Source organism: Vibrio sp. FF145 (genome assembly GCF_041439075.1).
Taxonomy (GTDB): Bacteria; Pseudomonadota; Gammaproteobacteria; order Enterobacterales; family Vibrionaceae; genus Vibrio; species Vibrio tasmaniensis_A.
Window position 1 is genome coordinate 1 of the sequence record NZ_JBGONH010000045.1, and the last position, 15,185, is coordinate 15,185.

General features: G+C 43.9%; 18 protein-coding genes. 4 read left to right on the top strand and 14 right to left on the bottom strand.

Annotated features, from left to right (window positions below; genetic code table 11):
• Positions 1-107: 107 nt before the first annotated feature.
• Both ubiA and ACED42_RS16210 read right to left on the bottom strand, forming a co-directional pair.
• Complete coding sequence (gene ubiA / locus ACED42_RS16205; protein ID WP_009848245.1) at positions 108-962, bottom strand: 4-hydroxybenzoate octaprenyltransferase; 855 nt, start codon at positions 960-962, stop codon at positions 108-110.
• Positions 963-1,505 carry a chorismate lyase gene (locus tag ACED42_RS16210; protein WP_162924288.1) on the bottom strand — a complete coding sequence of 181 codons (543 nt, stop codon included), beginning with the start codon at positions 1,503-1,505 and terminating at the stop codon, positions 963-965.
• A gap of 162 nt (positions 1,506-1,667) precedes the next feature.
• Between ACED42_RS16210 and ACED42_RS16215 the strand changes: the two genes are divergently transcribed.
• A complete protein-coding gene (locus tag ACED42_RS16215; protein ID WP_009848242.1) occupies positions 1,668-2,075 on the top strand; it encodes a flagellar basal body-associated protein FliL in 408 nt (135 codons plus the stop codon).
• Positions 2,076-2,162: 87 nt separating this feature from the next.
• Here ACED42_RS16215 and glpG read toward each other — a convergent pair whose 3' ends face one another.
• The 6 genes from glpG to ftsY all read right to left on the bottom strand — a co-directional run bounded on the left by glpG (position 2,163) and on the right by ftsY (position 7,854).
• Positions 2,163-3,005, bottom strand: coding sequence for a rhomboid family intramembrane serine protease GlpG (gene glpG / locus ACED42_RS16220; RefSeq protein ID WP_012605025.1), 843 nt, complete (start codon positions 3,003-3,005; stop codon positions 2,163-2,165).
• Between the two features lie 55 nt (positions 3,006-3,060).
• Complete coding sequence (gene glpE / locus ACED42_RS16225) at positions 3,061-3,381, bottom strand: thiosulfate sulfurtransferase GlpE (RefSeq protein WP_371703341.1); 321 nt, start codon at positions 3,379-3,381, stop codon at positions 3,061-3,063.
• A gap of 441 nt (positions 3,382-3,822) precedes the next feature.
• The gene (rpoH, locus tag ACED42_RS16230) at positions 3,823-4,680 is read right to left on the bottom strand and encodes an RNA polymerase sigma factor RpoH (protein ID WP_029223159.1); all 858 of its coding nucleotides are present in this window, start codon (positions 4,678-4,680) and stop codon (positions 3,823-3,825) included.
• A gap of 177 nt (positions 4,681-4,857) precedes the next feature.
• Positions 4,858-5,826 carry a permease-like cell division protein FtsX gene (gene ftsX / locus ACED42_RS16235; protein ID WP_029223158.1) on the bottom strand — a complete coding sequence of 323 codons (969 nt, stop codon included), beginning with the start codon at positions 5,824-5,826 and terminating at the stop codon, positions 4,858-4,860.
• Positions 5,813-6,490 carry a cell division ATP-binding protein FtsE gene (ftsE, locus tag ACED42_RS16240; RefSeq protein ID WP_009848236.1) on the bottom strand — a complete coding sequence of 226 codons (678 nt, stop codon included), beginning with the start codon at positions 6,488-6,490 and terminating at the stop codon, positions 5,813-5,815. The genes ftsX and ftsE overlap by 14 nt, the downstream gene beginning before the upstream one ends.
• 77 nt (positions 6,491-6,567) lie before the next feature.
• Entirely contained in the window at positions 6,568-7,854 is a 1,287-nt protein-coding gene (gene ftsY / locus ACED42_RS16245) for a signal recognition particle-docking protein FtsY (protein ID WP_371703343.1), read from the bottom strand.
• Between the two features lie 230 nt (positions 7,855-8,084).
• Here ftsY and rsmD point away from each other — a divergent pair, with 230 nt between their 5' ends.
• Both rsmD and ACED42_RS16255 read left to right on the top strand, forming a co-directional pair.
• Complete coding sequence (rsmD, locus tag ACED42_RS16250; protein ID WP_371703345.1) at positions 8,085-8,687, top strand: 16S rRNA (guanine(966)-N(2))-methyltransferase RsmD; 603 nt, start codon at positions 8,085-8,087, stop codon at positions 8,685-8,687.
• Between the two features lie 10 nt (positions 8,688-8,697).
• The gene (locus ACED42_RS16255; RefSeq protein ID WP_009848233.1) at positions 8,698-8,964 is read left to right on the top strand and encodes a DUF1145 domain-containing protein; all 267 of its coding nucleotides are present in this window, start codon (positions 8,698-8,700) and stop codon (positions 8,962-8,964) included.
• 117 nt (positions 8,965-9,081) lie between these two features.
• Here the strand turns inward: ACED42_RS16255 and ACED42_RS16260 are convergent, their stop codons facing one another.
• The 4 genes from ACED42_RS16260 to ACED42_RS16275 all read right to left on the bottom strand — a co-directional run bounded on the left by ACED42_RS16260 (position 9,082) and on the right by ACED42_RS16275 (position 12,123).
• The gene (locus ACED42_RS16260; protein WP_009848232.1) at positions 9,082-9,666 is read right to left on the bottom strand and encodes a YhgN family NAAT transporter; all 585 of its coding nucleotides are present in this window, start codon (positions 9,664-9,666) and stop codon (positions 9,082-9,084) included.
• 205 nt (positions 9,667-9,871) lie between these two features.
• Positions 9,872-10,108, bottom strand: a complete 237-nt coding sequence (locus ACED42_RS16265; protein ID WP_371703347.1) for a YecH family metal-binding protein — start codon at positions 10,106-10,108, stop codon at positions 9,872-9,874.
• 90 nt (positions 10,109-10,198) lie between these two features.
• The gene (locus ACED42_RS16270) at positions 10,199-10,819 is read right to left on the bottom strand and encodes a lysoplasmalogenase (RefSeq protein WP_029223157.1); all 621 of its coding nucleotides are present in this window, start codon (positions 10,817-10,819) and stop codon (positions 10,199-10,201) included.
• A 929-nt stretch (positions 10,820-11,748) separates the two neighbouring features.
• Positions 11,749-12,123 carry a hypothetical protein gene (locus tag ACED42_RS16275; protein WP_009848229.1) on the bottom strand — a complete coding sequence of 125 codons (375 nt, stop codon included), beginning with the start codon at positions 12,121-12,123 and terminating at the stop codon, positions 11,749-11,751.
• Between the two features lie 244 nt (positions 12,124-12,367).
• Between ACED42_RS16275 and ACED42_RS16280 the strand changes: the two genes are divergently transcribed.
• Positions 12,368-12,697, top strand: coding sequence for a DUF2500 domain-containing protein (locus ACED42_RS16280; protein WP_009848228.1), 330 nt, complete (start codon positions 12,368-12,370; stop codon positions 12,695-12,697).
• A 60-nt stretch (positions 12,698-12,757) separates the two neighbouring features.
• Here ACED42_RS16280 and ACED42_RS16285 read toward each other — a convergent pair whose 3' ends face one another.
• The gene (locus tag ACED42_RS16285; protein ID WP_017097108.1) at positions 12,758-13,771 is read right to left on the bottom strand and encodes an acyltransferase; all 1,014 of its coding nucleotides are present in this window, start codon (positions 13,769-13,771) and stop codon (positions 12,758-12,760) included.
• A 183-nt stretch (positions 13,772-13,954) separates the two neighbouring features.
• On the bottom strand, positions 13,955-15,175 hold the full coding sequence (gene arsJ / locus ACED42_RS16290; protein WP_371703349.1) for an organoarsenical effux MFS transporter ArsJ: 1,221 nt from the start codon (positions 15,173-15,175) through the stop codon (positions 13,955-13,957).
• Positions 15,176-15,185: the final 10 nt, after the last annotated feature.

The following is a 15,185-nucleotide window of genomic DNA, read 5'->3' on the forward strand; positions in this document are numbered from 1 at the left end:
TCCCAGCCAAATATCCGTTCAGGTTCAAGCAATAATGCTTATCCGAACGGCATTACACCCAATGGGTGCCTTTTTCTTTAGCGTTCGTTTACTTGTAAAGCGGATGCTTACCAGAAGGTAATGAACAAGCCTACAGTCACCGCCATTCCAACATAGTTATTGTTCAAGAAGGCTTGGAAGCAAAGGTCTCGATCGCGGTGACGCATCAGATGCTGTTGATACACGAACAAGCTTCCCGAAACTAACAGTGCCCAGTAGAAAGTATCACCGAGTTGGTAGTGCATGCCCAATGCAATCAACATCGCCAGTGTAACTAACTGCAGCGCGCCAACCATAAGCTTATCAAAACGACCAAACAGAATAGCCGTCGACTTGATGCCAATCTTCAAGTCATCATCTCGGTCAACCATCGCATATTGCGTGTCGTAGGCTATCGTCCACAACGCATTAATCACGAAGATAAACCACACAATGCTTGGCAGTTCATTGGTTTGCGCCGCCCAAGCCATTGGTATTGCCCAACTGAAAGCCAATCCGAGAAACAACTGTGGAAGGTGTGTAAAACGCTTCATGAAAGGATAAATGAACGCGAGACCAACCCCAATAAAAGAGAGCTTAATGGTCAGCGGGTTCATGGTGAGTACCAACAAAAAAGAAACCACAGCTAACACTAGAAAGAGCACAATGGCTTCCTTGCTGGAAACCAAACCTGAAGGTAATGGACGTTGCTTGGTGCGTTTGACATGACCATCAACTTTACGGTCAGCAAAGTCATTAATCACACAGCCAGCCGATCGCATTAACACCACACCGAGTATGAAAACAACCAAGACATCAAAATCAGGCATGCCTTTCGCAGCAATAATCAGCGACCACAAGGTCGGCCAAAGGAGTAACAGAGTACCAATCGGGCGATTCATTCGCGTCAATTGCCAGTACGCCTTCGCTTTGGTGGCAAGCATTTACACACTCTCCTTAGAGTAAATGGGGGATGTTGGTAAAAAAAGTTCGGCCACAAGCATCGGTTTATGATTCATCCATAATCGAGAACGACGCGCGAGTAATCGCTCATCGCCAGCGATAACCCAACCGACTTGAAGCGCATCTCGCTCCACGTTCTCAGCACTGAAAACCGTTAATCCAAGCGGGACATCCCCTTGTTGAGAAAGGTCAGAGTGCTGATGATCTTCTAGGGTAATTCGAGGTATTAAGGTTCGACCTAACACCCACGGCTCATCATCACCCTTTAAAATCACTTTACGCAGTAAGCAATCATGTGATGATAAAAGGCGTTCTTCGTCCTGTTGCAGAATTGATCGTTCCACAACTTGATTATGAAGCAACTCAACAGACAGGTGCTTGCAGCACTTGCCCAACTTACGGGAAAGCGATCCTTGTTCCATAAGCCACTCTTTGGTGGTTTCATTAGGAAAATTAAATTTTTCTGTGCTTTGCCAATCTACATTCATTAATGAATTTAGATACAATGATATTGACTGATTCATACTAGTATTCAATAGGTGACTTTACACGTACAATAAAGCTTCAACTTTCGAATAAAATTAAAGCGTTCTTCGAATTGTAAACGTATTTAGATTTAGACCGCTCATTGTAACAAGACTAATGCGTTTCGAATATCGCGAATAAACTAAAGAAAAGTCTCAAATATGCACAAACGTTATGTAGCCCAACTATTTATTGCGATTAATCTACTGTTTTCAGCATCAAGTTTCGCTGAAGAAGAATCGACACCCAAACTAGCCTACTTCACGCTAGAGCCCGATCTCACCACCAATTTTTACACTAAAGGTAAAAAACTGGGCTATATTCAGGTCCGTCTCGACATAATGGTCGCAAATAGTAATGACTTAGAAGCCATTGAGCATCATCAGCCATTGATTCGTGATGCGGTGATTGAATTACTCGGCAAACAAAATGAAGAGACAATTAAGTCTCTATCCGGTCGTGAAGATTTGAGAAAGTCCTTAGTTGAGCACCTCAATAAGATTTTACTTCCAGAAACAGGTAAAACTCTCATTGCTGACTTATTGTTTACCAAATATCTTTATCAGTAATGATGTAAAAACGAATCCCAATAAAAAAGCGGCTCATCTGGCCGCTTTTTTGTCTCTATCGTTTGGCTACTCACTAGAAAAAATGAGTTAGCTTCTTGCCGAGCTCGGTGCTTTCATCGCATCGATAAAGCCAATAATGACACCAGCGGCTAGGCCAGCTAAATGCGCTGTATTGGCGATCGCCATAAATGGCTGCATGTACCCAAGCACTAACCACACCAACATAAAGCCGACAATCTGTCTTGGGATACCTAAACCAAGTTGTGGCGCCTTCGCACCGACAACCCATAAGTAACCAACCAAAGCGTACACAACACCAGACAAACCACCGAAGTTCGCCCCTTCAACCCAATACTGACCAGCACCTGAAAGCGCAGAAGAGACAGCAAAGATCTGAAGTAGCTTGAGGCTGCCTAGTTTCTTCTCAATATCCCCACCTAGCTGCCACCACCACAAAATATTGAATGCGATGTGCATAACAGAGAAATGCAGAACAGCATGGCTCAACCAACGCCACAGCTGCCATTGCTGTCCATCAACTGCTGGGAAATGCAGGGCATTGAAAATAGCTTGGCCAAAACCAATCTGTTGCAGCGCAAAAATCACCACACACACCAACATTAGGCTCAGTGTCACAGGACCTGCTTTTGCTTTAATCATGCCCAAAAAGCTTGGCGTGTGGTAATGGAAATTACTCTTTCTAGTCTCAGCCATATCCCAAGACGCCGCTTGATAGCGTTTATGATTGGGTTCAGCAAGAAAACGATTCAGCTCAGCTTCGGTTTCAACCTGAAATTGACCATCAAGAAGCCACAAAGCAAAACGCCCTTCTCCCTCTGGAGACATCTGAATAGGGATCTGACGAGAGGCCATATAATCAATAAATGCTTGAGCAAGACGTGGGTTGTCTAACACCATCAATCTAATCATTGTTACTTCCTATTCATACTATGGAGATGCTTGAAGCGTTTAAGTGATAAAGCTATTAACCCGCAATCACCGGAAGTTCAGCACGATGCCAAGCTTCGAAACCGCCATCAACACTATATACCTCTTCAAAGCCTTGGTTCACTAAATATTGTGCCGCGCCTTGGCTACTAATACCGTGGTAACACATCACTAAGATAGGCTGTTCGAACTCAACCTCATCCATAAACGACACCATGGTATCGTTAGTCAGGTGGTAGGCGGTTTCTGAATGGGCTACCGCAAAAGATTGCGGATCTCGTATATCGACAAGTCGAGCTTCATTTTGTTCAATAAGGGCTTGAGCGCCTTTAACGTCGATATGTTTAAACTGGTCCATGACTTTCTCTTTTTATACTGATTTACTTTGCTGCCATTGTAACCTATCCCAAGGCTAACAATCACACCCACTTAATAAGGTTATCCACCAGCGATCACTTTTACACCATTTGTGGATAAATCTGTGAATTGCGTGAATAAAGTGCCTTTTTAAAAATAGATCCACAACATGTAGTAATGATCCTGATCTAACTGTGGGTTAACTTAAACATATCCCCACGCGAAAAACCCCGCCAAAGCCTTACTACACCCTGCTTTTAGACAGCTGACGAATAAATTCCTCACAGAGTTATCCACAAAATCAATTTGCAAATTTCGATCGCAAAAGTTGAGAAATCGATCCAAAACAAAAAGGCCGAGATCTCTCGATCTCGGCCTTTTCAAAATTAAGCTATTTGCTTGCTACTATGAGAAACCAAATACTATTAAAAATTAAATGCTATTAGAAGTCGCCAACGGCTTGCTTCAATTTCTTCATCGCATTCTTTTCTAACTGGCGGACACGCTCTGCAGAAATGCTATAGGTATCCGCTAAGTCTTGCAGTGTTGCTTTGTTGTCGTCTAACCAACGTGAGCGAACAATGTGTTGACTACGCTCGTCTAAGCTCTTCAATGCGAGACCTAAGCGATTATTAGTATGAGATTCCCAGTTAGCTGCTTCAACCGTCTCAGCAACGTCTGACGCTTTATCTTCTAGGTAATAAACTGGAGCTGTGTAAGCAGAACCACCGTCGTCGTCGTCCATAGGCGCTTCAAACGTCGCGTCTTGTGCCGCTAAGCGAGATTCCATTTCACGAACTTCTGAAGGCTCAACACCCAGTTCACGCGCAACCGTCTCAACTTCACCGTTATTGAACCAACCTAAACGCTTTTTAGACTTACGAAGGTTAAAGAACAATTTACGCTGCGCTTTAGTCGTTGCGATCTTAACAATACGCCAGTTACGCAATACGTATTCATGAATTTCAGCTTTGATCCAGTGAACAGCAAAAGAGACTAGACGGACACCAACTTCTGGATTAAAGCGCTTAACAGCCTTCATCAAGCCGATGTTACCTTCTTGGACAAGATCAGCCATTGGCAGCCCGTAGCCAGAGTAGCCTCTTGCAACGTGCACCACGAATCGTAGGTGTGAAAGGATCAAGCCTTTCGCAGCGTCGATCTCACCTTTGTAATGTAATCGCTCTGCAAGTCCACGTTCCTCGTCAGGCGTCAGCATTGGGTAACTGTTCGCTGAGCGGATATAGCTATCTAAACTATCTTGTGTGACTAAAGCCATTTGATACGCTTGGTTTGCCATTCGGTTCCTCATCAATCTCTGATCTGGAGTAATACATCTATTAAAACCCGACAATCTTGAACCTAAAATGAACAGGTTTCAAGGAGGGGGAAGTAATTATGCATAATCAATTCGTCTATACAAGGCAAAAACTGGTTAAGAACTGCCTATTTTTCGTATAAATATGACTCTATTCACCTAAACTGGTTCAATTTCTTTTAGATGACGCTGTGCAGAAAGCTTCGCAGCTACACTACCAAGCAAGGTTCCGACGATCAAAAGCAATAAAGATTCATCCCAACTCAGGCCAATTAAGCGGAAGTGGCTATCGTACAGCTGAGCCAAGTCATCCACTGCACTGTTCAGTAATACGGTAATCAATGCCGTCATTACCCACGCGCTAATCGAACCTAAAACACCAAACCACATTCCAGCATAGAGGTATGGTCGAAGAATGTAGCTGTCGGTAGCACCAATCAGCTTCATGGTTTGAATCTCTTCTTTATGCGCCAACACATTAAATCGTAATGTGTTGCCGATAATCAGAAATACTGCGCCCAGCATCAACACAGTTAAGGTAATCACGATGACAGCCGCAAGTGCTTTGATAGCATCCAGTCGAGCTAACCAGTCTTCATCTAAACGAACATCGGTGACTAACTCTTGCTTCTTAACCTTGCCTGCCAGTTCTTTAATTAACGTGTCGCTGTGTACGCTTGGCGTAATCACCAAAACACCTGGCAATGAATAATCATCTAGGATAGTTAGGGCGTCCTCAAAACCAGAATACTGGCTAAGATCTTCAAGACCTTGCTGCGGAGAAATGTACTCAACCAGATCGACTTGGTCCCAACTTTCAATTTCATCCTTAAGCACCATGACTCTCGGCTCAGGGATACCATCCTCTACATAGGCACTAATTTGTGACGGGCTGGTGACATCTTGCGCCACTTCACCAACGTTCTTGCCCAGTAGGTACAAACAAGCGGGCATAGCTAAAGCCATTGAAATCACCGCAAGCGTCAGCAAGTTACCCAACGGACGCTGCCACATTTGCGAGAACGATGACTTGGCTTGTTTCCAATGAACAACAAAGAAACCGTCGCTTGAAGCCCGGTTTGCTGCTCGATTGGATTGAGGTTTCTTAATGCGCTTATTCGCGGCCATAATCTTCAACCTCACTCAAAAAGCCTTGGTTTAATTCCAGATGACGATATTGAGGGCGAGTGTTCACTAACCCGATATCGTGCGTCGCTAGCATGATCGTGACACCCGCACGGTTAAACTCTTCAAACAAGCGTAATACACGACTCGATAGTTCAGGATCTAGATTACCAGTTGGTTCATCCGCTAAAAGCAGAGTTGGACGGTTAACCACAGCGCGAGCAATACCGACCCGTTGTTGTTCACCTCCAGAGAGCTGGCTTGGCAAACAACGGGCTTTATCTAATAAACCGGTTTTGTCCAACGCGGCGCTAACTCGACGTTTAATTTCGTTTTCAGAAATAGATTCAATACGCATAGGCAGAGCGACGTTATCGAAGATCGAGCGATCCATAAGTAGACGGTGATCTTGAAAGACAATCCCGATATTACGGCGTAAAAAGGGAATGTCTTTGGCTGGGATACGAGTAATATCGTGATCGTTAAACCAAACACGTCCGTCAGTTGGGCGCTCTATCGCGCAGATCAACTTCAGCAAGGTACTTTTACCAGCACCAGAGTGCCCGCCTAAAAATGCCATCTCTCCTCGTTTGAGATGAAAGTCCACTTTTTGGAGCGCTTGTCGTCCGCCTCGGTAGGCTTTGCTCACTTGCTGAAATTTGATCACCGAAAATTCCTCTTACGATCACTCATATCAAATTTAAAACGGTAGCAGGTTAAGGATAAACCACTTTGCTACACGCGTTACTCTTCGCGGCTAAATAGTGCTTCAATAAAGTCTTTCGACTCAAATGGACGCAGGTCGTCAATGCCTTCACCCACGCCAATGTAGCGGATTGGAATCTGGAACTGGTCAGCAATTGAGAAAATTACGCCACCTTTCGCTGTACCATCTAGCTTAGTTAGCGTAATACCCGTTACTGGTGCCACGTCACTAAACAACTTCGCTTGGCTAATCGCATTCTGACCGGTACCTGCATCTAGCGTTAACATGATTTCGTGCGGTGCAGAATCATCGATCTTCTTCATTACACGAACAATCTTGCGTAGCTCTTCCATCAAGTTGCTCTTGTTCTGCAAACGGCCTGCAGTATCTGCAATCACAACATCAACACCACGCGCTTTCGCCGCTTCAATCGCATCGTAGATAACAGACGCGCTATCGGCACCAGTGTGCTGAGCGATAACCGGAACATCATTACGCTGCCCCCAAACCTGAAGTTGTTCAACCGCTGCCGCACGGAAGGTATCACCCGCCGCCAGCATCACTTTCTTGCCTTCACTTTGGAATTGTTTCGCCAGCTTACCGATAGTGGTTGTTTTACCCACGCCATTCACACCCACCATTAAGATAACGTAAGGTGTTTTAGTGGTATCAACAACCAGTGGCTGTTCCACTTGGCTCAAGATTTCTGACATCTCTTCTTTAAGCAGACCATAAAGCGCTTCACCGTCTTTTAGGTCATTACGGGATGCTTTTTCTGTTAGGTTTTCAATGATCTTCACGGTGGTATTCATACCCACGTCGGCGATCAGAAGTTGCTCTTCTAATTCTTCAAACAGGTCTTCATCGATTTGCTTGCCTTTGAACAAACCAAAGAAGCCAGCACCAATGTTTGCTTTAGTACGGCTGAGGCTACGCTTAAGTCGTGCAAAGAAGCTTTCTGTCGGCTTCTCTTGAACTTCTTCAACCTTAGATTGAGGAGCAATCACTTCTTCCTGTTCTGCTTCTGCTTCTGCTTCTGCTTCTGCTTCTGCTTCTGCTTCTGCTTCTGCTGCGACAGGCTGCTGATCTTGTTGAGCCTCTTCAAGCGTTTGCTCTGACTCCGTAAGTTCAGATTCAACAGACTTAGGTTCCGTTGATTTAGCGTCTTCAACTTCAGGTGCGACCTGTTCAGCCTCAACTTGTGATTCAACTTCAGTTTGATCTTCAACGTTTTCTACGTTCGCTTCATTCTGAGTTTTTGGGCTTTGTTCTTCTTCACCAAAACCAAGCCACGATAATAATCCGCGCTTCTTTTTTTCCGTCATCAGAGGAGTTTCCTAGATCTACTAATTAGCTGTATTGACTTAATACACGTCGACTCTTTGCTATTGTTATACAATACAAGCTTGTACAAACGAATAGTAAAGAAAAATGACAAAGCAGTGATAAGTTTGCTTTTAGCTTGATACACTTTGTCATTGTAAATTTATTTAATACTCGAACCCACTTAAATTGGGCTCGGTATAGTATCACTTTATTAGCGGTCAAAAAATCTATGGTAAGACGTCGCCAGCAAAACACATCACAAAAAAAGCCATCCGGAGGCTTTGTTCGAATTATTAGTGGCTCATGGAGAGGTAGAAAGCTGCCTGTTCATGATTTAGAAGGATTACGCCCAACCATTGACCGAGTCAAAGAAACACTCTTTAACTGGGTGGCACAAGATATCCCACATTCGACCTGCTTGGATGTATTCGCCGGTTCTGGTGGTCTAGGTTTTGAAGCCGCTTCTCGCCAAGCAAAAATGGTGACACTGCTCGAAATGAATCAAAAAGCGGCCAAACAGCTTTCTGATAACGCGAAAGAGCTCAAAGCAGACAACATCAATGTGTTCAACACTGATGCTATCTCTTTTCTTAAGAAGCCAGGCACTCCTTACGATATGGTCTTTCTCGATCCTCCATTTCGTAAAGGCTTACTCGCAGAAACAGTACAACTGCTTGAGAGCAACGGTTGGCTTGCAGACAACGCCATCATTTACGTCGAGACAGAGAAAGAGCTAAAACTCGAAGCTATGCCAGAAAACTGGGAATTACATCGCGATAAGACCACGGGCCAGTCGAGCTACCGACTGTTCAATCGAATCACTGAAGAATAGGAGTTATTGAATGAAGTTCTTGCTTCCACTAGCAAAAGCAGCCATAGCCTTTGTTTGGTTTATCTTAATCGCCAATATTTTCTACCCATTCCCGGGTAATGCTGCGATTGCGCTTTATATCATGACAGCATTCTTATTCTTCATGCACGGCCTGCAGATGCTGATTTTCATCGGTGCTTTTGGCGATAAGATCGAAATGTCACGTTGGGAGAAGTGGTCAATATTGATTTTCGGCGTCTTTGCCCTACTCGATATCCGACGCAAACACATGATGTAATAAAGCTTAAGCTCAGATATAAAACGCTTAACGACAGAAAACATCATGACAGAAACAGTTGATACAGAAACGCCGCTCATTTGAGCGGCGTTTTTTTATTCAGCGATGATACTGATGTTAGCCCATGTAGCCCTTTACACCATCTAGGAACATTTGCGTCGACAGCATAACCAACAACAAGCCCATCAAGCGTTCGATGGCTTTAAGGCCTCTCTCACCTAGTACTCGTAGGAAGAAGCCATTAAACATCAGAATAAAGAAAGTCGCGCCCCAAGCCAGCATCACTGCGCCTGAAAGCTCTAACATGTTGTCAGGATGCTGGGTCGACAAAAGAATCAATGCCGCAATCACTGAAGGGCCAGCAATCATAGGGATCGCCATCGGCACAATAAACGGTTCTTCACCCGCCGCGAGGCCAGTAATACTACCCGCACTTGGGAAAATCATCTTAATCGCGATGATAAACAGAATAATACCGCCAGATATACTCAAGGTTTCAGGCTGCACATGCAGGAAGTTCATGATGCTTTGACCAGCAAACAAGAACAGCAGCAGGATAATCAGCGCAAACATTAGTTCACGAACAAGAACAATACGGCGACGCTTCGGATCAATATGCTTAAGGATAGAAAGCACGATTGGTAAGTTGCCAAGCGGATCCATAATAAGAAACAGCATGGTCGCTGCAGATAAAATTTCCATAAGTTTGTCTCGAAAGCGTAAGTGCGCGGAGTATAGCAGCCTCAAGATTGATTTTCGAACACAGTAACAAACTTAGGAATTTACGTTATTGGAAGGGTATTTATGAGAGCCAAACGAGGGAGAAATGGTCGGAGTGGAGCCAAGAATATCGCATCCACTCGCTAATCACAGTTCACTGGCGACAAGAACTGATGGTCATTCAAAATCAGTGATTACAAACACGTTCGCGATTAGTGCAAAGCTTGTCATCAATGATCACGACCTTTTCCATTTTCAGGAAAAATTTCAGCAATCCATCTAAATCCAGACCGTTCAGCTTACACGTATGAAAGCGAGCTTCAGCGCCATAGGTTTGAGCGAGCTCTTTCGTCAACTCTTCACGAGTCAGTGGCTTTTCACTCAGTAAGTTTAAAACGTTGTGTGCATGAATTTCGGTAGTCATAAGTCTATCTCATGTTTAATGAAGTAGACGTAGAGTACCTACTTTCATCTGAGCTGCCTTGATGTAGCTCAGAGTTAAGCTAGCTCGACCCTAAATGGTGAGGGAAGCAACGATGAGAGCGTGTGCAAGAAAGTAACTGCCCGTTACCCAAAAATAAGCGCCCTTAATTGGGCTGCGATAGAAATTTAGGGCGTACGCCAATGCGGAAAGCAGCAGCACGCAGCAACCAACAAAACCAACAGCATGTGATAGCTGAGGCTCAAGTAACCAGACTTCACCAGAGGCCCAAGCAAGCTGAATGAGCACAATACCCATGATAACCACTGGAAAAACGAGTTTGTCTAAGCGAGGGAGTAATAGGAAGAAAGCAACGATACATGCAGCTAACAGCAGCGCGAACAACCACCAGACCATTTCTCCTGATAGCTGTAACCAAAATGCTTTGCTGTAACAAAGTTGAGCCAACAGGAAACACACAAAATGCAGAAGACGTTTTTGAGTAACAGTATGAAGCACATCTGCGATCGCGGATATCGCTAACCCAGCGACTACCCAATAGGTAAAATCAACGACAACAGATTGAGTTAGAGCAATAGTCGCCAATAATACAAACGTAAAGACCTTATACAATAAAGCCTGACCGATATGCCCATGTTTCGTTCCTGTTATTGCTCCAATACCAGACAAGGAAACCGCCAACCAACTCCACATATCATTTGCCCTATTGCTTTTAATCGTCGCCAGTCTAGGCACACGGGTGTTGATGTAAAGCCTCAGCCCTTCAAAATTGGATCTTGATTACGCTTCCACTAAAAAGAGCATCTTTAGATTGAAGTCGTCACAATACCCGCAGCGATAGTGATTATTCCTTTTAAAATAGACTCATTGTTCGGAAAGCTCATATAAATTGACGCTAGAGAACCCAAACTTAAATTCCAATGACTTCTATCATGCCAACGCCACAATATATCGCTATACATTGCAAATACCACATAACTAAAAGTTCAAAATCAAATACACAAACACATTAAAAACAAACAGTTAAAATCAAAAAAACAGACTTACATAGAACTTTCCAACACTATACAAACCTAGACTTACAAAGTGCGTAAATTACCTTTATAAAAACCACTTTGTCAGGTTTCGCTAAGCTTCCTGTCAAAAAACCATCACAAAAATCAAACCTAAAACCTATAAATCTTAATTAAACAAACCTAGACACCACCAAGCCCTATTAATACAGTTTAACAACCTTTAACAATATAAATTACACAAAATGACCATTACAAAACAATCACTTAAACCAAATGAGAACAAAAAAAAATCATAACGAACAAAATAATAGCACCCCAAAATACACAGTAAAACATAGCAAAAGTGATAGAAAACCCAATAGTTTTCTATCACTTTTAAAGGCTTCGAAAGTAATTCTTGATCTAAAGCTATAAGTAGTGCTATTCTTTAAAACATAGCGAGAGACAACCAAATTTAGGAGTAGTGTTATGATTTCATCTTCGCAAAGACAAGGACTTGTAATGATCGCGGTAGTTGTAGGTCTAATGACACTACCGATGATGTACTAAGCAAGTTACAGATAAAAAAAGGGACGCCATTAGCGTCCCTTTTTTTGTTCAATTTTTTCACTTCGAAAACAGATGCAGTGTTAACACATCCCAGTTCGCATAATAGAAACCAGCGGCAGCTAAAGTCATTGCCATCATCAGTAAGATTGCAACTCGCCAAATAAAACGACCACTACGTGGAGTCAACTCCTTCTCACAGTCGTTACACATCATGATGAACTTATGCTGGTCTTCCAACTTAGCCTCATGCTCATTGACTACCTTATTACGACACGTTGCGATATAACGCAGCTTACTCACCGTATCGTGCGGTAGCCTTTCTTCACAGCTTGACACAAGCTCATGCAATCCTTCGCCTTCGGCATGATATTGAAGCCTCAATAATTTCTCTATATTACGAGTTCTTGTCACCACTTTTTCAATATCGGTCATATTAGCCCTCCCACTCCACACTATAATTCTAGTCGAGCATTTCCCTATTCTTATACAAAATCACTGTTATTTACGAGAGAAAGAGACAATAAATAACAATGCTTTATCCCAAACTGGCCTCTAAATGTGATGTCTGCCGAAAAATAATCAGCTTGGCTTACAACAGTTCACGAATAACGGCTTGAAACACATATCCCTATTGCTTGAAAGATTAGAATAACCATCACGACTACATGGAGGTTACATGCCTAATTCACTCTTTTTTGCCATCTTTGCACTCGCAGGTCTAGCGGCTTGGGTATTTCTTGGTTTCTATCGAAAGCACTCACAAGGTGAAAATGCGCCAGAAAAGAAAGTGAACGTCACTGTGTTGGACAAACAATCCATCGACCTTCCTGATGCAGAACCTGGCCAAGAAGATCAAGAGTATTGGATTTACGTTCAACGTGGTGTGGTTGGTCCAAAACGAGAGTTCCAAGTCGGCATCCACTACTTCCACGCCCTGAACCCTGGCGACAAAGGTACCTTAACCTACCAAGGCGATAAGTTCTTACACTTTGCATTGAAGCGCTAAACATTAGGTACTTCAACTGTATCTTCTAAGCAATCCATCAGAAAGCCTTAGCACCCACCGCTAAGGCAATAGCCAACGTGTTTTCTCTGACTTAGAGACCAACCAGCTCATCCATAACGCGCCAGCTCCGCTGATCACGATCCATAATGGAATAACCCAAGCAGGGTGTCCTTGGTACCAACCGAACTCTTTCATTGGCCATAAGAAAATCGGGTGCAGCAGATAAATACCTAAGCTGTGTTTACTGATAAAACCAACCACTTGATTGCTCTTCTCAGACAAGCCTTCACCATAGTAACGGCACACCATGAACACCATGCTCGCCGCTAATACGGTGTTCAACGTCTTGTAAGATAACCAACGCCCTACCGTGTATTCTTCTGCGACCAAACTTGCATCAACCACCATATAAACCGTGGTCAGTAACGCTAATCCACCAAGTAACACACTCACGCCGACAGTCATCTTGTTAAGTGGAACCATCTTATACAGCAGGTAACCCAACGGTAAGTACCCGGTGTACAACCACAACTCGTGACTCCAAGGGCCATCGATTTTCAATAAGAACAATAACGTTGTGAACAACCATACCGCCGTAAAGGCATAGACAGATCTATCACCGTACTTTCTGACCATGATCTGTAAAAAAGGAATCACAAAGTAGAGTGGGATGAAGTAATAGAAGAAACCAAGGTGATAGTACGTGTAGTGATGATAACTATTGAGCAAAACCTCCCAACTGACGTCCGCATCAAAACCCATTAGCGACCAACCTGATAGGTAGGTATAGAAAAGCGACCAAACAATGAATGGGATCAGTACCTTACCCAGACGGCGCTTGAGGTAGTATTTGGCGTCAAACGGGCGCTGATCACTCAGCATCAATGCACCAGAAATCAAGATGAACACAGGCACTGCCCAGCGGCTGAAACCATTCACCGTAATGGCAGTCAGCCACTCACCGAAAGGAATGGTGCTTAATTCATTACGATAAGGCGCCAAAACATGAATCGCGATAACAGCTATGGCCGCGACACATCGTGCTAAATCAAAAAAGAGAATTCGCTGCTTCATGTAAATGCCTGATTAATATTCAATCATTCTACTATAGCAATAAAAAAGCTGACCGGAATAAATACCAAGTCAGCTTAGTGTTAAAGAAGATACTTATCGCGAATTTAACTTATTCGACTCTAGGTTACCCGACCTAAGCAATGCGACTTTCACTCTTACAAATGAGGCTCATGCGGCTGAAGCTTATGCCGCTGAGATTTGCGGCACTTTAGGTAAACGCAGAGAGATCACCGTCGTTATCGCTAAGAATGCGAAGGATACCCACAGACACGCAGACAAACCGGCCATCTGGAATACCAAGCCCGACAATATCGTGCCAATCAAGCGACCCATCGCGTTTGCCATGTAGTAGAAACCAACATCAAGAGAAACCCCATCGCCTTTCGCGTAACTCACAATCAGGTATGAGTGAAGTGATGAGTTCACCGCAAAGATGGCACCAAATACCATCAATCCACCGACAATAACGAACTCGGGTTGCCAGCCAATTTGCACCGCATAGGCAATACCGGCAGTCACAATAGCCAATGCACCCGCCCACAGTAGCGCTGCATGTCCATCAGGCACCTTGCCTTGTGCTTTACCAGTAATCTTAGGTGCAATGCCCTGCACAAAACCGTATGCGATGGTCCAAGCCGCTAAGAAGCCACCCACCCATGAGTGGTCCCAACCAAACACACTGCCTAGATAAATCGGCAAAGCAATCACAAACCACACATCACGAGCACCAAACAGGAACATACGCGCAGCCGACAAGATATTGATGGATTCAGACTTAGAGAAGATTTGTTTAAACTTCGGTTTGGTTTTCGCTTTGCCCATGTCTGCTTCTAAGCTCACTAAACTGCCAATGAAGACCAAGGTCAGCACAGCAGCCATCGCGAGCACTGCGTATTGGAAACCAATCGTCGAAAGCAGTAAGCCACCGATAAAGAACCCGGCACCTTTCAGTGCATTCTTAGATCCGGTTAGAATCGCAATCCACTTATAAAGCGCACCTTGCTGCTCATCTGGGACTAAGGTTTTAATCGAGCTTTTAGCACTCATCTTATTGAGATCTTTAGCGATACCAGACAAGGCCTGCGCCGCCATTACCCAAGGAATGGTCAACATTGCGGTTGGCACCGCGAGCATGCCCAAAGCGACAACTTGCATCCCTAAGCCGATATTCATGGTCTTATTGAGGCCAAGACGCGCCCCTAACCAACCACCGATTAGGTTAGTCACCACACCAAAGAATTCATAGAAAAGGAACAGTGAGGCGATTTCTAACGAACTGTAACCAAGGTCGTAAAAATACAGAACCACCAGCATGCGAAGTGCACCATCAGTAATGGTGAAGTTCCAGTAGTTGAAGGTCACCAACATGTATTGGCGAACGCTTTTGCTTAGGTTTGCGAACATAACATCACAC